The organism is Sphingobium sp. TomTYG75 (genome assembly GCF_054771635.1).
On sequence record NZ_BSRE01000001.1, the window covers coordinates 1392376 to 1407500 of the forward strand.

A 15125-nucleotide genomic window follows, 5' to 3' on the forward strand; every position below is an offset into this window, starting at 1 on the left:
TCTCGACCTTGGGACAGGGGTGGGCAGGCGTTTGTTGAGGAGTGTGCCATGAGTGTCGCCTTTCGCCGCGAGAGCGACGAGGAGCATCTGGAGCCGACGTTCGAGATTCCGATTCCACCTGGCCCCAATTGGGTAACGACGCGCGGGCTGCGGCTGACGCGCGAGAAGGTCGAGGCGCTGGAAGCGATTGATGCGGCGGCCATGGCTGAAGAGGATGCGAAGAAGCATAAGCGCGAGTTGCGCTACTGGCGCACGCGGCTGGCAACGGCGCATCTTCAGCCTGCGGCGGCGGGGGGCGCGGTGACCTTTGGTTCGCGCGTAACTTACCGGCTCAATGGCGCGGAAAAGCAGATTGATATTGTCGGCGACGATGAGGCAGCACCGGCGGAGGGGCGGATCGCCTTCACCGCACCGCTTGCGCGCGCGATGATGGATGCGGAAGTGGATGAGACAATCGATTTCGCTGGCAAGCCGGGCGCGATCACCATCATGGCCATCGAAACGATCGACGGAGAATAGCGACGGTCATCCAATGTCTTGCAATAGAAAAGCCCTCCAGTTTTATGCTGGAGGGCCTTTTTATGTGTCAGCCGTTGCGGCCAGCTTCGAAGAGGAACCAGGCGCGCTCTTCGGCCTGGTCGGTCCAGTCATCGACAATGCCTTCGGTCGCGTTGTCACCCGCTTCGGTAGCGGCGGACTTGGCGGCCCGTAGCGATTCGACGAGGCGAAGATTATCCTCGCGCAGTTCGTTCAACATGTCGGCGGGGCTGACATATTCGGCGTCATTATCCTTGATCGACTGGTGGCGGCCAATGTCGCCGATCGACCGCAGGGTGGTGTTGCCGGTCTTGCGCACGCGTTCGGCAATGGCATCGGTTACCGCCAGAATCTGTGCGGCCTGCTCATCGAACATCAGATGATAGTCGCGGAAATGCGGTCCCGACACATGCCAGTGGAAATTCTTGGTCTTGAAATACAGCGCATAGCTGTCCGCGAGCACGCCGTTCAGTGCTTCGGCCACAGACTTAGTCGCATTGCTGCGCAGGTCGGTGGGTGTCTTGAGGTCGGGGGCTGTCATGTCTTGCTCCTGGCTCGTGAAAATGATTTCGGGGGTATAATGATCTGATGGCGATAAGGTGCCATCTCAGGGCCGGAATTACCCGACGAAATCATCGCTCAGACTGATCCATTCCGTCGATCAATGAGAGGCGTCTACACCAGCCCCATGGCGGTCACGCCCAGCATTAAGGCGATGATCAGCATCAGTGCAGCGGCGGTCAGGCGGATCGCCCTGACGGGCTTCGCAGGCAAGATGCGGTCGCGGAGCAAGACGACCGGAACGAGCGCCGCCGTCACACCGAGTGCGCCGCCAATTCCGGCCAGCAGCGGTTCTGCCGTCCGCGTCGCGATGCCCAGGATCAGGAATTGAGAGCCATCGCCAAAGCCAAGGATGAACAACCCCAGCGCCGTGGTGAGGAAAGGCCCCGTCGGCCATTCCGCGAGAGGATCGGGGGCTTTCACTCGCCAAAGAAGGCCTATGCCCAAAAACAGCACGGCCAGGGCAAGAAACAGCAGCCGCGCATCAGAGCCCAGCATTGGCGCCAGAAACGCGCCCGCGACGGCGGCGATCGCCGCATTGGCGGCGGCGGCCAGCATGATGCCCGCAATGATCGCGCCATCGCGGCTGAAACGCGTCGCCAGCGCCAGCACCAGTAATTGATTCTTGTCGCCAATCTCAGCCAGGAAGCATCCGAGCAGCGCGGTCAGCAATGCATCCATCGGCAGGGGCGGTCGTCAGCAGGCAAGCGGCGTTCCGGCGGTTGCTGCCGGTTTCGCTGCCATGAGGATCGGTATCACCTGCGCATCGGACATTTCCGCCGCGATGGCATCCCGCATCAGGTCGAGGTAGGACAATATGACCGGCCCCGTGCCTTGCAACGACAGCGCGGATTGCAGCGTGTCCGCCAGCCCTTCGACGCTATCGAGATGATAGGCGCGGGCGACATGGCGAATCTGGTCAACTTCATCGCTCAATCGCAGCAGGCTCACCTGCCCGCGCTGCCCGGCAAGGCCGTCGACGCGACGCAGCATGTCTGCAAGAATGGCCAGCATCGGATCATGTCGCATGGGAAGCATCCCCCTGTCCTGTCGCTCCGATGACAAGATGCATCGGAACCTGTTAAGGCCGCGTAAAGTCTAGCACGCGGCCCGTTCAGCCGCCACGCGCGTCTTGACATTATCCCGAATCTCCCTCATGGGCGGCTGCTGAAACGGGGCGGCCCTTCACGGGGCCGCTTCTCTTTTTCACGATATTCACGACCAGGAACCAGGGCCATGGCCAAGCCAGCAACCGTCAAGATTCGCCTCGTCAGCTCGGCTGACACCGGTTTCTTCTATGTTACCAAGAAGAACCCGCGCACGAAGACCGAGAAGCTGAGCTTCCGTAAGTATGACCCGGTCGTGCGCAAGCATGTCGAGTTCAAGGAAGCCAAGATCAAGTGATCTGAAGGCGGCTTCGGTCGCTTCGATCCATTTGATGGCTTCGATGGAAAAGGCCCGCCCCTGTCAGGGAGCGGGCCTTTCCTTGTGTCATTGAAACTGTGCTTTTCGTTCGCTTCGAGCTTGCCGAGAAGCGGTGTGAGAGGCTTCTCGACCTCGCTCGAAGCAAACGGAGGAGGGCGAAAAGCCCTCCCACCCATCAGTTGCCGACTGGCTGACCGTCGGTGCGCGTCACGACGATGGTTGATGAGCGCGGCTGCTGCCCGGCGACCGGCCAATCACCCGTGGGATGCTGGATGTTGACGAAGAAGGTCTTGAGGTCCGGCGTGTAGGCGATGCCGGTGATCTCACAGCCAGCGGGGCCGACCAGGAAACGCTTGGACTGCTTGCTGGTCTGATCGACATAGAACATCGCGTTGTGGCCAAAGGCCTGATCGATGGTCGTGCCGGTCACGCCCGAATTGCCGGGCACGCTGTGGTCCGTCTGCACCCAGAGGCGACCCTGCGGATCGATGCGGATGCCGTCAGGGCTGGAGAAGGTGTCTCCATTGATATTGCCGACCAGATTGGCCCCGCCGGAGGCCAGGCCGGGATCACCCGCCAGCAGGAAGATTTCCCAGGTGAAGGTCGTCGCCAGCGGCGAATTGTCCTTCTCCTTGAACTTGATGATGTGACCGTGGAGGTTGCGCGTGCGCGGATTGGCCGCGTCGGTGACCTGGCGGCCGCTATTGTTGGTCAGCGTGCAATAGATGGCGCTGTTGTCCGGCGCGACGGTCAGCCATTCCGGACGATCCATCACGGTGCCGCCCGCGACGCGCGCGGCCGACTTGGTGTTGATCAGCACGTCCGCCTGGCTGTTGAAGTTGACGATGACGGGCGTGGGCGGCGTCGTGCTCTGGCTGATGTTGCCGGGGTCCGAAGCGCCGGGCAGCAGGCCGTTCTGCCCCTGCACCAATGCGCGCCATTCGCCCGTGCCGTCGGCGTTGAAGCGGGCTACGTAGAGCGTGCCATAATCCAGCATGCCGGTATTGGCGGCACGGTTGGATGTGCTGAAAGCGCGATCGGGCACGAATTTGTAGATGCAGCCCGGCGTGCTGTCGTCACCCATGTAAAAGGCAACGCGGTTGTTGCTGTCGGCCATATGCGCGACATTTTCATGGTCGAACCGGCCCATGGCGGTGCGCTTCGTCGGATCGGCCAGTTCCTGATAGGGGTCGATTTCAACCACCCAGCCGTAATTTTGCGCAGGCTGCGTCGGGTCGAGATAATTGTCCGTAGTTTCTTCGCAGGTCAGATAAGTGCCCCAGGGGGTGCGGCCGGACGAGCAGTTGTTGAGCATGCCCTTGATCGTGCCGGACAATTGGCCCGCTGCGGGTCCGCCCGCGCGATAGCTGCTGTTGCCGGTGTAGCGCTTGTTGAAGCGCGAGCCTGCCTTCACCGTCCATTTGCCATCGCTACCCTTGGCGACTTCCACGACCGAGATGCCGACTGCCGAAAGCGCCAACGCTTTCTGGTCAGCGGTGGCAGTGGCGGCATTGTAGCTGCCTGTGAAAAGGATGTTGAAGTCGGGCAACTCATGATTGATCGCGATCAGTCCGCCACTGTTGGCGTCGGTGCCCGACAGCGCGAAATATTCCATCCCGTCATGGTTGCCGCCCGCCCATTTTTCGGCGTCGGCTGGCGTCGGGAAGCTGCCCGAATAGGGGGTGCCAGCTTCAACGGAGTCGCCTGCTTTCAGCAGGATATCGACGGTGTAGCCAGCCGGGACCGTGACCGTATCATTCTGATTGGCGGCAACAGGGGCAAAGGCGATCGCATAGTTGGGCGTGGGCGTCGGAGTAGGCGTGGGGCCAGGCGTCGGGGTTGGGAAACCGGACTCATCATCATCGCCGCAGGCCGCAAGCGTGCCGAGCATCGGCAGAATGGAAAGACCCAGCAATCCATTCTTCAGCACGGACCGGCGGCCGGGATTGGCGGCGACGATGGCTTCAAGGCAGTCGTTGCCTACGTCGATCCTGGGTTCCGCATCGCGAAAAGGCGCGCGCGCCTCGTCGGTAAGGTGAGACATGAATTACCCCTGTTCCAGATCGGACTGTCGGCGGAATGCCGCGTCCCTGGGCCGGGGCTTGGCAGCGCTGCGTGAAATCAGCGCTTCATTTCAGGGACATGGGCATGAAAGACCGATGACGGTCTGATGACGATCACCGATAGAGCGCGCTGCGCTTAATTGGACGCAGGTCGCGCGCTCTAGTTTTGTTTTCGCATCGTTGTAGACGCAAAACCGGTTCCCACTTTTGCGCACGATGCTCTAGCCGTTACAGCAGGGCATTCACCTGCTCGACAAAGCGCAGCACCGAAATGGGCTTTGACACATAAGCCTGCGCCCCCGCGCCGCGAATCCGGTCCTCGTCGCCCTTTCCGGCATAGGCGGTCACGGCCATGATCGGGACGGATGCCAAACGCGGATCGCGCTTCAACGAGACAATCAGGTCGAGGCCACTGACATGGGGCAAGTGAATGTCAGTGATCACCAGGTCCGGGCGGAACTCCAGCGCTTGCGAAACGACGTCGCGCCCATCCCGCAACGGCAGCACTTCATGGCCATGCGCGCGCAGAAGGTCGCAAAAAAGTTTGAGATTGAGTTCGTTGTCCTCGACAACGAGCACGCGCTTTGCCACCAGTCACCCGCGTTAAATGATGCGCATTGTAAAAGCGCGCTGATACAATTGCCCCTTGCCGAGAATCAATCATGCGTTCCGACAGCCCCGATAGCAAGCAACTTGGCCCGGCCGATGGCGAAGAGGCCCTGACGCTGGCCCTGATGGCGCTTGCCTGGACGCTGGGCGATGAGCAGCGGGCGGACCGGCTGCTGGCGCTTACCGGACTGGACGCGGACGCGTTGCGCGCTGGCGTAAATAATCCTTCGGTGTTGCGGGCGGTGCTGGATTTTCTGGCCGATCACGAGCCGGATTTGATCGCCTGTGCCGAGGCGCTTGATACCAAAGCAGAGGCGTTGATCGCGGCGCGGCGGGCGCTGGGCCGATGAGCCGCCCCCTGATCATCACGGATTGCGACGAGGTGCTGCTGCACATGGTCGTCCCCTTCCGCGAATGGCTGGACGAGCATCATGCCGTGCATTTCGATATGCGCGAGCGTGGCTTTGCCGAGGCGCTGCGCCACAAGGACAGCGGCATCCCGCTGGAGCGCGAACTGGTCTGGCAGCTGCTGGTGGGCTTCTTCGATACCGAGATGCACCGCCAGATGCCGATCGCCGGGGCCGTCGAAGCGATGGGCAGGCTGTCGCACATGGCCGATATCGTCGTGCTCACCAATATCGGGGAGCGGCATCATCAGCAGCGCGTGGAGCAGCTGGCGGCGCATGGACTCGATTTCCCGGTGCATTGGAACCATGGACCCAAGGGCGCGCCGCTGGCCGCGATCGTCGCCGAACGGCGGCCGTCGGCCGCGCTGTTCATCGACGACCTGGCCGAGCATCATGAATCCGTGACCGAGCATGCGCCGGGCGTGTGGAGACTGCATATGGTGGGCGAACCTGAAATTTCGGCTGATGTCGATGCCGCCCCCTATGCCCACGCCCGGATAGACGACTGGGCAACGGCGGAGAGGTGGATCGCCGATCGGCTTGCCGACGGTCCCGCACCTTTAAACATTGATAACCCGGATGGAGTCCCAAATGAGCGTTGAAGCCCGCCTTACCGAACTTGGCATCACCCTGCCCGCAGCCGCCGCGCCGGTGGCCGCCTATGTGGCGGCTGTCGAGGCCAACGGCCTGCTGCATATTTCCGGCCAGATTTCGCTTTCCGAAGGACAGCTGATGACGGGCCGTCTGGGCGAAGATCGCGACCTTGATTATGGCGTCAAGGCAGCGCGGGCCTGCGGCCTTAACCTCATTGCCCAGATCAAGGCGGCGCTGGGCAGCCTGGACCGGGTTGAGCGGATTGTGAAGCTGGGCGCTTTCATCAGCAGCGCCCCGAGCTTCACCGATCAGCCCAAGGTGGCCAATGGCGCGTCGGAACTGATGGTTGAGGTCTTCGGCGAGGCAGGCAAGCACGCCCGCAGCGCGGTAGGCGTGCCGGTGCTGCCGCTGGGCGCCGTGGTTGAGATCGACGCGGTCGTCCTTGTCCGGCCTGCGGCCTGATCTTTCCTTCCTGACCGCCCGCCCCTTCGCCCATCGCGGGCTGCATGGGGCGGGCATCAGCGAAAATGGCATGGCCGCTTTTCGCGCGGCCATTGCGCAAGGCTATGGCATCGAATGCGATGTCCGGCTGAGCGGGGATGGCGTCGCGATGGTTTTTCACGACGCCGCCCTCTTGCGCATGACTGGTGCCGAGGGGTTGCTGTCGGACCATCGGGCCGACCACCTTGAGCAGATGAGACTGGCGGACGGCGGCGGCATTCCACGGCTGGAGACGCTGTTGCAGGCATGCGGGCAAACGGTCCCGCTGCTGATTGAATTGAAGGTCAACGGTCGCCATGTCGCGCCGCTTTGTGCCGCAGTCGCTCGCGATCTGGCAAAGCATCCGCATGCTCTGGCTGCCGTCATGTCCTTCAACCCCGTCGCGATGCGCTGGTTTGCCCGGCACATGCCACAGGCGGCACGGGGCCTCGTGGTGACGGAGCAAGGTGACACGGGATGGCGCGGCGTCGCCCGGCGCGGTCTTGCACTTTGGGTGACGAGACCCGATTTTATCGCCTGTGATGTTCGTGACTTTCCTTCCCGTTTCGCAGCGCGGGCGCGTGAGCGCGGGCTGGTCGTGCTGACCTGGACGGTTCGCACGGAGGCCGAACATGCTGCCGCTGCGGCGCATGCGGACCAGATCATATTCGAGGTCCTGCGTGACTGAATGCCTCGTGCGGGTAGCTGGCGGGGTTGCGGAACTGCCACGCGATCAATGGGACGCCTGCGCGGGGACGGCCAACCCCTTCATGAGCTGGGATTTTCTGGCCGCGCTGGAACGATCGGGCAGCGTTGGTCCGGGAGCCGGGTGGCAGCCCTTGCCGATGCTGATCGATGGTGCCGACGGGCAGATCGCAGCCGCTGCGCCTCTTTACGGCAAGACCCATAGCCAGGGCGAATATGTGTTCGACCATGGCTGGGCCGAAGCGTGGGAGCGCGCGGGAGGCCAATATTATCCCAAGATTCAGCTCGCTGCGCCCTTTTCTCCTGTTCCGGGGCCGCGATTGCTGTTGCGGGAACCGACGCTGGCCCCAGCCTTGATCGCGGGGATCGAAAGCCTTGTCGAGAGCAACGACCTGTCATCCGCCCACGCAACCTTCGTCGAACCAGCGCAGGTGCCGTTGTTCGAAGCGGCGGGCTGGCTGATCCGCGAAGACAGCCAGTTCCACTGGATCAATCGCGGCTATCGCGACTTCGACGATTTTCTGAGCAGCCTTTCGAGCGCCAAGCGCAAAAATATCCGCAAGGAACGAGCGCGTGCCGTCGAGGGTCTGGAGATCGTTCACCTGACCGGCCGCGACCTCAAGGAATCGCACTGGGACGCCTTCTGGCATTTTTATCAGGATACCGGATCGCGCAAATGGGGGCGGCCCTATCTGACGCGAGCCTTTTTCTCGATGCTGGGGGAAAATATGGCGGATCGGGTGCTGCTGATACTGGCGCAGCGTCACGGCAGGCCAATTGCGGGAGCGCTCAACCTGATTGGTGAGGAGGCGCTCTATGGCCGCTATTGGGGTTGCGCCGAGGACGTCCCCAACCTGCATTTCGAGCTATGCTATTATCAGGCGATCGAGGTCGCCATCACGCTTGGGCTGTCCCGGGTCGAGGCCGGAGCGCAAGGGGGCCACAAGCTGGCGCGGGGATATGGACCCGAGCCCACTTATTCCGCCCATTTCCTGCCCAACGCTTCGTTCCGCCGGGCCGTCGCCGAATTTCTCGCCGCCGAACGCGCAGGCGTGCAACAGGACCGGATCTGGCTTAGCGAACGGGCGCCGTTCCGCAAGCAGGGCTGACTATCAGGCGGCGCGCAGCTGGTTTGCGGCAATCCAGGCGCGCGCCTGACGCTGCGCCTCGGCGATTTCGCGAGCCGTCATTTCTTCGGCTATCTCGGCGCGCATCACCTGCCCTTCCTCATTGCCACGCAGCGCGGCGAGGTTGAACCATTTATGCGCTTCGATCAGATCGACTGACTTACCGCCGGTTCCGCAGCTATAGGCGACGCCCAGATCGAAACAGGCCTCCGCCGATTCCCAGCCCGCCACTGGCAGGCGGCTTTCCATCAGAAACTGAGCACTTTTCAAACTGTTTGCCACGACCGAATCCCCCTGTGGATTTCGAGATAATGGATTTCAACAGCCACCACGGTGCACCGGCATGGGATAAAAAATGGTTAACGCGGATTTGAGGGTTTATGCATCAGCGCCCGAAAGTCCTGGATGGTACAAGGTTAATGCGGCGGGTTGCGTGATGTTAAGCTGGCATAGCAGCCGGATTGATCCCATAGCCGCGCCATGACCAACCCTTCTCCCCCGGTCGCCATCGGACAACCAAAGAAAGACATCGGCTTTCGCGAATTCGTGGTGCTGAGCGCTTGCCTGATGGCAATGAACGCGCTGTCGACCGACCCGATGCTGCCTGCCCTGCCCGCGATCGGGCACGATCTGGCGGTGGCAAATGCCAATGACCGGCAGTTGATCATCAGCGTCTATTTTCTGGGGCTGGGCGTGGGATCGCTGCTGTTCGGGATTTTGTCGGATCGCTTCGGCCGCAAACCCGTGATGGGCAGCGCGCTGGCGCTGTTCATTGTATCGACCATCGGCTGCGCGGTGGCGCAAAGCTTTCCTCTCATGCTGTTGGGCCGGGCGTCTGCAGGCTTTTTCGCCGGAGCGAGCCGGGTGATCGCCGTGGGCATCATCCGCGACCGGTTTAAGGGAGACGCGATGGCGAGAGTCATGTCGCTGATCCTCGCCGTATTCATGTTGATACCCGTGATGGCGCCCAGTTTTGGGCAGGCGATCCTCTGGTTCGCGCCATGGCGATGGATATTCTGGATCCTGGCTATTCAGGCGGCGCTTATCCTGATCTGGATGGTCATACGCATGCCCGAGACGCTGAAGCCCGAAAACAGGCTGCGGATGAACCCATCAACGATCTTTCGCACCATGGCGGTGGTGCTCACCAATCGCAGTTCGGCAGGCTATATGCTGGCGAGCGGCGTGGTGATGAGCGGGCTCATCGGCTTCATCCTTTCGGTACAGCAGATTTTCTTCGACCTGTTTCATGCCCAGTCTTTCTTCCCGATAGCTTTTGCGATCATGGCGGGCAGCATGGGGGTAGGCAGCCTGCTGAACAGCCGGCTTGTATCGCGATTCGGCGCGCGGCGGCTGAGCCAAGGTGCGGTTCTGTCCATGATCGCGACGAGCGCCGTCCATCTTGTCGTGATCGCATCCGGCCGGGAAAGCATGTTCACCTTCATGTTCTTCCAGTCGGCGACGATGATGGCCGTCGCTTTCACCGCGTCCAATTTCGGCGCGATTTCCATGGAGCCCTTTGCCAAGGGCGCGGGCGCGGCGTCTTCCTTTCAGGCGTTCCTGACCACGGCGCTGTCCAGTGCCTTGGGTAGCGTGGTCGGGCGGGCGTTCAACGGGACGACCATACCTCTGACGATCGCTATGCTGGCGTTCGGGATCGCGGCGCTTCTTATCGTGCTGTTCGCCGAACGCGGGAAGCTCTTCACCCGCCCGCATCATGGTGCGTTGCGAGAACCGGAATTCGACCCCGTCCACTAAAAAGAAAGGCGGCGATCACGCCGCCGCTTTCCTCAGTTGATCAGGCGTCGCGTCCGCCCGGCGTATGCGCACCGGGCATCGGTGGCACCGGCATCGGCGGGACATCGGCATCCTGCTCATGCGTCTCGACGAGGCCTCGCGCGACATGGCTCTTGCGATACCCATAGAGGAAATAGAGCAGCAGCCCCACTCCGCCCCAGACCGGAAGCACGAGCTGCGCATCCACAGGCAGGTTGAAGAAGAGGAAGAGACAGCCGAACGCCGCCATCGGCGCGATGAACCAGATGGCGGGCGTTCTGAAGGGGCGCGGACGATTGGGATCGCGTACGCGCAGCACCAGCACGGCGATTGCCACCATGAAGAAGGCAAAGAGCGTGCCGGAATTGGAAATGTCAGCCAACTGACCCACCGGCAGCAGCGCCGCGGCGATGGCGACAAAGACGCCCGTCACCATGGTTACGATGTGCGGCGTCTTGAAACGCGGATGGATGCTGGCAAGCTTTTCCGGCAACAGCCCGTCGCGCGCCATCACGAAGAAGATGCGGGTCTGGCCGAACATCATCATCAGGATGACCGAAGGGAGCGCGAGATTGGCCGCGAGGCCCAGCGCGTTTCCGACCACGGTCCAGTTGATGGAGCGCAGAACATGGGCGAGCGCCTCATTCGAACAGACCAGATCCCCCGCACGGGCGGCGGTCGCGCAGGCTTGAGCGAAACCGACCGATCCCGGTGCCACGATCGAACCGTCCAGACCAAGGACCGGCTGAGCGCCAATGGCACCAATCGCGCCCGCAGCGACCAGCAGATAGAAGACGGTGCAAATCGCGAGGCTGCCGATAAGGCCGATCGGGACATTACGCTGTGGATTCTTGGTTTCCTCCGCCGCGGTCGAAACGGCATCAAAGCCCACATAGGCGAAGAAGATGGAGGCCGCCGCACCAACAACGCCCATCCCGCTCGTGCCCTGAGGTCCGAACCACCCGTTGGGCGTGAAGGGGGAGAAATTGCCCTTGTCCAGCGCGGGCAGTGTCAGCGCGATAAAGGCGGTCAGCGCCGCGACCTTGATCGCGACCAGCACCGCATTGACCCGCGCGCTTTCCGTGGTGCCGATGACGAGCAAGGTGGTCACTGCCAGCGCGACGACGATGGCCGGAATGTTGATGACGCCATGCGAAAAATCGGCATGCGGGATGAAGCCGTTGAAGCTCCAGCCAGGCCCTGCTGACAGGGCGTGGGGTAGCTCCAGCCCCGTCATGCTCTTCATCAAACCCATGAAATAGCCGGACCAGCCCACCGAAACGGCGCTGGCGGCCACGGCGTATTCCAGGATCAGCGCCCAACCCACCATCCAGGCGAGCAATTCGCCCACCACCGCATAGGTATAGGTATAGGCTGAGCCCGACACCGGCACCATTGATGCCAGTTCCGAATAGCAAAGCGCGGCGAAGGCGCAGACTGCTCCGGCAATGACGAAGCTCCACATCATGCCCGGCCCGGCCTTTTGCGCGGCGGCGGCGGTCAGTACGAAAATGCCGGTCCCTATGATGGCACCGACACCCAGAAGCGTGAGCTGTATCGGCCCCAATGTCCGAACGAGCGACTTTTTTTCCGCGGTCGCCAATATGGCGTCCAATGGCTTGATGCGCCCGAAGATCATGCGTGGAGCCCTTTGCCTGTCATCTTGTCCCCGATCGGCCGCGAAGCCGACCCGTTATATCTGACGCAGAGACTATCGCCTATTGTGGCCCGCGCAAGTATGTTGCGCGACTTCGGCACATTTGTCCAAGGGAGCTACTGATGATCGAACTGCTGCGCGCCGCCAGCCTGCACGATGTGCCGCATGGCTTTGCCGGGCGTCGTGGCGGTGTGTCGGGCGGGGTGCATGCTGGCTTGAACGTGGGCCTGGGTTCAATGGATGAGCGAGAGGCGATCCTGCGCAACCGCGACCTGGCGAGGGACGCGCTGCTGCCCGGCGCGGCGCTGGTCACCGTGCGGCAGGTCCATTCGCCGGACGTGGTGAACATCACCGGCGCAATAGATGAGGCGGATCGTCCCGCAGCGGATGCCATGGTCACGGATCGCCCCGGGCTTGTCCTCGGCATATTGACGGCCGATTGCGTGCCGGTGCTGCTCGCGGACCCCGGAGCCGGGGTGGTGGGCGCGGCACATGCGGGTTGGAAAGGCGCCATGTCGGGAGTCACGGACAGCACGCTGGCGGCGATGGAAAAACTGGGTGCCCGGCGTGAGCGGATTAGCGCCGCGATCGGCCCCTGTATCGGCCGCGCTTCTTATGAGGTGACAGTCGATTTCGCCCGCAATTTCGAGGAAGAAGATGTGGAAAATGGCCGCTTCTTCTCCGCTGGGCGCGAAGGCCATTGCCAGTTCGACATCGCGGCCTATGTCGCGGCGCATTTGGCTCGGGCAGGGATCGGCCGGGTCGAGATGCTGGATGAGGACACCTATAGCCAACCCGACCGCTTTTTCAGCTATCGCCGTTCCTGCCATCTGGGCGAGCCGAGCTATGGACGGCAGATTTCCATGATTGCCGTCGGCTGATGCAGCAGCCTGCGTCGGGTGGTCAGTCGGCCGGCAGTTGTGGATCGACCCCGGTCAGCTCAATCGAAAGATCCCAAAGCCGCCGGGCATCCTCAGTACCGCTGGCGCGCTTGTCGATCAGCGCAGGTCCTGACTCACCGCGCATTTCCCATCGCCCCTGGGGTCCGAAATAGTCACCACCCTTCGCGTTCGGATCGGTAGCAGCCTGAAGAGTCGGCCACGCTGCCGCCGCCACCGGATTGAAAAGAGGCCGCACAATAGGCAGCAACGGTTTTGTCCATCGGGGAAGATGGCGCATGAGTTCGGTCAGGGAAACGCCGGGATGGCAGCCGATGGCGCTCACCGGAGATGCCGCAGCCCGTAGCCTTCGGTCGAGTTCAAGGGCGAACAGCAGGTTGGCCAGCTTGCTTTGGGCATAATAGACGTTGGGACTATAGCCTTTCTCGGCGTTCCAATCGTCCCACAGCATGCGCCCCTGACGATGTGCCAGGCTGGACGTAACGACCACCCGCGAACCGGCGGTTTCAGCGAGCTTCGGCAACAAAAGCGCCGTCAGCGCGAAGGTCCCCAAATGGTTCACGCCAAATTGAAGCTCGAACCCTTGGGCCGTGCGGGTAAGGGGCGGTATCATCACGCCTGCATTGTTGATCAACAGGTCGAGCCTGGGTTCGCTGGCGACCCTTTCGGCTGCGGTTCGGACGCTTTCCAGATCTGCCTGATCGAGTAGAATGAGATCCAGTTTCGCGCCTGGAGTTGCGGCCGCAATCTGCGCCATTGCATCGGCGCCTCTAGCTGCGTCGCGACAGCCGAGCAGCACCCGCGCGCCTTTCGCTGCCAAAAGCTTAGCGGTCTCAAAGCCGATACCGGTGTTAGCGCCGGTGACCAGGATCGTGCGGCCGTCCTGACCCGACACCTGCTCATTGGTGAACCCCATTCCCGTCTCCCGCTTTTTCCGCCTTATCGATCCTTAGTCACCAATCGTGGGTGAGAAGACAAGGCTAATCAGCTTAGCGCATGGCATGGAGGTGTCGGCGTAGCAGCACCGCGAGTTAAGGAAGGCGCTGGACGTTTCGGCATTGCTCGAGATGTTTGGAAAAACTTCTGTCGCCCTTTGTGGTCGCGCGCCATATAAACGACAAAACCCCCCGGCGTATTTCACGCTGGGGGTTTAGATCGTACGTTGTTGGTTGCGGGAGCAGGATTTGAACCTGCGACCTTCAGGTTATGAGCCTGACGAGCTACCGGGCTGCTCCATCCCGCGTCACCAAAGGCAAAAGGGCGGCTTTATGGGCCGCCCTTTTGTGAACATGTGATGGGTTTTTATTTCCAAAAGCGCAAGCTTCAATGCCTGGCGACGCCCTACTCTTCCGGGGCTTGAGCCACAGTACCATCGGCGCAGTCTGGTTTCACGGCCGAGTTCGGGATGGGATCGGGTGGGTCACAGACGCTATGGTCACCAAGCAATGAAGCTTGCGCTTTGGGTTATAATCGATGCCATGCACGGTATTGGTGTTTGTATTTGTTATCTGGCTTGAGGTGATCACCACGCTCAATGGCTGACGCTGTTTCCAGCATTGTCATTGATGGTGGGACTCTCAGGCGCGATCAGAGCAATTAGGACCGGTTAGCTCCATATGTTACCACACTTCTACATCCGGCCTATCAAGGTCGTGGTCTACGACCGCTCGAAGAAATCTTATCTTGAGGGAGGCTTCCCGCTTAGATGCTTTCAGCGGTTATCCCGTCCATACATAGCTACCCTGCTGCGCCCTTGGCAGGACGACAGGTACACCAGAGGTATGTTCAACCCGGTCCTCTCGTACTAGGGTCAACTCCTCTCAAATTTCGACGCCCACGGCAGATAGGGACCAAACTGTCTCGCGACGTTCTGAACCCAGCTCACGTACCACTTTAATTGGCGAACAGCCAAACCCTTGGGACCTGCTCCAGCCCCAGGATGTGATGAGCCGACATCGAGGTGCCAAACGATTCCGTCGATATGAGCTCTTGGGAATCATCAGCCTGTTATCCCCGGCGTACCTTTTATCCGTTGAGCGATGGCCCTTCCACGAGGGACCACCGGATCACTATGACCGACTTTCGTCTCTGCTCGACTTGTCAGTCTCGCAGTCAGGCGGGCTTATGCCATTGCACTCTAACAGACGGTTTCCAACCGTCCTGAGCCCACCATCGCGCGCCTCCGTTACTCTTTAGGAGGCGACCGCCCCAGTCAAACTACCCGCCACAGAGGGTCCCTGCACCGGATAACGGTGCGAGGTTAGACATCAGAAAACAACAGGGTG

The 15125-nt window shown here is 61.5% G+C and carries 17 protein-coding genes, 1 tRNA gene and 2 rRNA genes (1 of these 20 running past the window's edge); 9 read left to right on the plus strand and 11 right to left on the minus strand.

Annotation, left to right across the window (positions count from 1 at the left end; translation table 11 throughout):
• Nucleotides 1–48 precede the first annotated feature (48 nt).
• Nucleotides 49–519, plus strand: a complete 471-nt coding sequence (locus ACYU81_RS07070; RefSeq protein WP_460987004.1) for a GreA/GreB family elongation factor — start codon at nucleotides 49–51, stop codon at nucleotides 517–519.
• A 67-nt stretch (nucleotides 520–586) separates the two neighbouring features.
• Here the strand turns inward: ACYU81_RS07070 and ACYU81_RS07075 are convergent, their stop codons facing one another.
• The 3 genes from ACYU81_RS07075 to ACYU81_RS07085 all read right to left on the minus strand — a co-directional run bounded on the left by ACYU81_RS07075 (nucleotide 587) and on the right by ACYU81_RS07085 (nucleotide 2127).
• Nucleotides 587–1078, minus strand: a complete 492-nt coding sequence (locus ACYU81_RS07075) for a Dps family protein (RefSeq protein ID WP_460987005.1) — start codon at nucleotides 1076–1078, stop codon at nucleotides 587–589.
• A gap of 134 nt (nucleotides 1079–1212) precedes the next feature.
• Nucleotides 1213–1779 (minus strand): TMEM165/GDT1 family protein, encoded by a 567-nt coding sequence (locus tag ACYU81_RS07080; protein WP_460987006.1) that lies wholly within the window; start codon nucleotides 1777–1779, stop codon nucleotides 1213–1215.
• A 15-nt stretch (nucleotides 1780–1794) separates the two neighbouring features.
• Complete coding sequence (locus ACYU81_RS07085; protein ID WP_460987007.1) at nucleotides 1795–2127, minus strand: hypothetical protein; 333 nt, start codon at nucleotides 2125–2127, stop codon at nucleotides 1795–1797.
• Nucleotides 2128–2334: 207 nt separating this feature from the next.
• On the opposite strand from ACYU81_RS07085, the gene rpmG reads away from it, so the two are divergent.
• The gene (rpmG, locus tag ACYU81_RS07090) at nucleotides 2335–2502 is read left to right on the plus strand and encodes a 50S ribosomal protein L33 (RefSeq protein ID WP_007687342.1); all 168 of its coding nucleotides are present in this window, start codon (nucleotides 2335–2337) and stop codon (nucleotides 2500–2502) included.
• Nucleotides 2503–2698: 196 nt separating this feature from the next.
• On the opposite strand, the gene ACYU81_RS07095 is transcribed toward rpmG, so the two are convergent.
• Together ACYU81_RS07095 and ACYU81_RS07100 are read right to left on the minus strand one after the other, a co-directional pair.
• Nucleotides 2699–4567 carry a PhoX family protein gene (locus ACYU81_RS07095; RefSeq protein ID WP_460987008.1) on the minus strand — a complete coding sequence of 623 codons (1869 nt, stop codon included), beginning with the start codon at nucleotides 4565–4567 and terminating at the stop codon, nucleotides 2699–2701.
• Nucleotides 4568–4814: 247 nt separating this feature from the next.
• Nucleotides 4815–5177, minus strand: coding sequence for a response regulator (locus ACYU81_RS07100; protein ID WP_196224854.1), 363 nt, complete (start codon nucleotides 5175–5177; stop codon nucleotides 4815–4817).
• Nucleotides 5178–5248: 71 nt separating this feature from the next.
• Here ACYU81_RS07100 and ACYU81_RS07105 point away from each other — a divergent pair, with 71 nt between their 5' ends.
• The 5 genes from ACYU81_RS07105 to ACYU81_RS07125 are packed head-to-tail and all read left to right on the plus strand — an operon-like array spanning nucleotide 5249 to nucleotide 8490.
• A complete protein-coding gene (locus ACYU81_RS07105) occupies nucleotides 5249–5545 on the plus strand; it encodes a DUF3572 family protein (protein WP_196224855.1) in 297 nt (98 codons plus the stop codon).
• Nucleotides 5542–6204 (plus strand): HAD family hydrolase, encoded by a 663-nt coding sequence (locus ACYU81_RS07110; protein WP_460987009.1) that lies wholly within the window; start codon nucleotides 5542–5544, stop codon nucleotides 6202–6204. Before ACYU81_RS07105 ends, ACYU81_RS07110 begins: the two co-directional genes overlap by 4 nt.
• Nucleotides 6194–6658 carry a RidA family protein gene (locus tag ACYU81_RS07115; protein WP_460987010.1) on the plus strand — a complete coding sequence of 155 codons (465 nt, stop codon included), beginning with the start codon at nucleotides 6194–6196 and terminating at the stop codon, nucleotides 6656–6658. Before ACYU81_RS07110 ends, ACYU81_RS07115 begins: the two co-directional genes overlap by 11 nt.
• Nucleotides 6639–7364 (plus strand): glycerophosphodiester phosphodiesterase family protein, encoded by a 726-nt coding sequence (locus ACYU81_RS07120; protein WP_460987011.1) that lies wholly within the window; start codon nucleotides 6639–6641, stop codon nucleotides 7362–7364. Before ACYU81_RS07115 ends, ACYU81_RS07120 begins: the two co-directional genes overlap by 20 nt.
• A complete protein-coding gene (locus ACYU81_RS07125) occupies nucleotides 7327–8490 on the plus strand; it encodes a GNAT family N-acetyltransferase (RefSeq protein WP_460987012.1) in 1164 nt (387 codons plus the stop codon). The genes ACYU81_RS07120 and ACYU81_RS07125 overlap by 38 nt, the downstream gene beginning before the upstream one ends.
• 3 nt (nucleotides 8491–8493) lie before the next feature.
• Here the strand turns inward: ACYU81_RS07125 and ACYU81_RS07130 are convergent, their stop codons facing one another.
• Nucleotides 8494–8790, minus strand: coding sequence for an SEL1-like repeat protein (locus ACYU81_RS07130; protein ID WP_460987013.1), 297 nt, complete (start codon nucleotides 8788–8790; stop codon nucleotides 8494–8496).
• A gap of 198 nt (nucleotides 8791–8988) precedes the next feature.
• On the opposite strand from ACYU81_RS07130, the gene ACYU81_RS07135 reads away from it, so the two are divergent.
• Nucleotides 8989–10266, plus strand: coding sequence for a multidrug effflux MFS transporter (locus ACYU81_RS07135; protein ID WP_460987014.1), 1278 nt, complete (start codon nucleotides 8989–8991; stop codon nucleotides 10264–10266).
• Nucleotides 10267–10306: 40 nt separating this feature from the next.
• Here ACYU81_RS07135 and ACYU81_RS07140 read toward each other — a convergent pair whose 3' ends face one another.
• Nucleotides 10307–11923, minus strand: coding sequence for an amino acid permease (locus tag ACYU81_RS07140; protein WP_460987015.1), 1617 nt, complete (start codon nucleotides 11921–11923; stop codon nucleotides 10307–10309).
• A 140-nt stretch (nucleotides 11924–12063) separates the two neighbouring features.
• Here ACYU81_RS07140 and pgeF point away from each other — a divergent pair, with 140 nt between their 5' ends.
• Nucleotides 12064–12822: a peptidoglycan editing factor PgeF gene (gene pgeF / locus ACYU81_RS07145; protein WP_460987016.1), complete on the plus strand. Its 759-nt coding sequence runs from the start codon at nucleotides 12064–12066 to the stop codon at nucleotides 12820–12822.
• A 22-nt stretch (nucleotides 12823–12844) separates the two neighbouring features.
• On the opposite strand, the gene ACYU81_RS07150 is transcribed toward pgeF, so the two are convergent.
• From ACYU81_RS07150 to ACYU81_RS07165, 4 genes are all read right to left on the minus strand, one after another.
• Nucleotides 12845–13756, minus strand: coding sequence for an oxidoreductase (locus ACYU81_RS07150; RefSeq protein ID WP_460987017.1), 912 nt, complete (start codon nucleotides 13754–13756; stop codon nucleotides 12845–12847).
• A 250-nt stretch (nucleotides 13757–14006) separates the two neighbouring features.
• Nucleotides 14007–14083, minus strand: a tRNA-Met gene (locus ACYU81_RS07155).
• An 85-nt stretch (nucleotides 14084–14168) separates the two neighbouring features.
• A 5S ribosomal RNA gene (gene rrf, locus ACYU81_RS07160) occupies nucleotides 14169–14283 on the minus strand.
• A gap of 133 nt (nucleotides 14284–14416) precedes the next feature.
• Nucleotides 14417–15125, minus strand: a 23S ribosomal RNA gene (locus ACYU81_RS07165) (it continues 2105 nt past the right edge of the window).

Bases quoted from the DNA above. Each gene is read 5' to 3' on its own strand.
- ACYU81_RS07070 (WP_460987004.1), top strand. From the start codon at position 49: ATGAGTGTCGCCTTTCGCCGCGAGAGCGACGAGGAGCATCTGGAGCCG.
- ACYU81_RS07140 (WP_460987015.1), bottom strand. From the start codon at position 11,923: ATGATCTTCGGGCGCATCAAGCCATTGGACGCCATATTGGCGACCGCG.
- ACYU81_RS07105 (WP_196224855.1), top strand. From the start codon at position 5,249: ATGCGTTCCGACAGCCCCGATAGCAAGCAACTTGGCCCGGCCGATGGC.
- ACYU81_RS07125 (WP_460987012.1), top strand. From the start codon at position 7,327: ATGCGGACCAGATCATATTCGAGGTCCTGCGTGACTGAATGCCTCGTG.
- rpmG (WP_007687342.1), top strand. From the start codon at position 2,335: ATGGCCAAGCCAGCAACCGTCAAGATTCGCCTCGTCAGCTCGGCTGAC.
- ACYU81_RS07075 (WP_460987005.1), bottom strand. From the start codon at position 1,078: ATGACAGCCCCCGACCTCAAGACACCCACCGACCTGCGCAGCAATGCG.
- pgeF (WP_460987016.1), top strand. From the start codon at position 12,064: ATGATCGAACTGCTGCGCGCCGCCAGCCTGCACGATGTGCCGCATGGC.
- ACYU81_RS07135 (WP_460987014.1), top strand. From the start codon at position 8,989: ATGACCAACCCTTCTCCCCCGGTCGCCATCGGACAACCAAAGAAAGAC.
- ACYU81_RS07110 (WP_460987009.1), top strand. From the start codon at position 5,542: ATGAGCCGCCCCCTGATCATCACGGATTGCGACGAGGTGCTGCTGCAC.
- ACYU81_RS07115 (WP_460987010.1), top strand. From the start codon at position 6,194: ATGAGCGTTGAAGCCCGCCTTACCGAACTTGGCATCACCCTGCCCGCA.
- ACYU81_RS07080 (WP_460987006.1), bottom strand. From the start codon at position 1,779: ATGGATGCATTGCTGACCGCGCTGCTCGGATGCTTCCTGGCTGAGATT.
- ACYU81_RS07095 (WP_460987008.1), bottom strand. From the start codon at position 4,567: ATGTCTCACCTTACCGACGAGGCGCGCGCGCCTTTTCGCGATGCGGAA.
- ACYU81_RS07085 (WP_460987007.1), bottom strand. From the start codon at position 2,127: ATGCGACATGATCCGATGCTGGCCATTCTTGCAGACATGCTGCGTCGC.
- ACYU81_RS07150 (WP_460987017.1), bottom strand. From the start codon at position 13,756: ATGGGGTTCACCAATGAGCAGGTGTCGGGTCAGGACGGCCGCACGATC.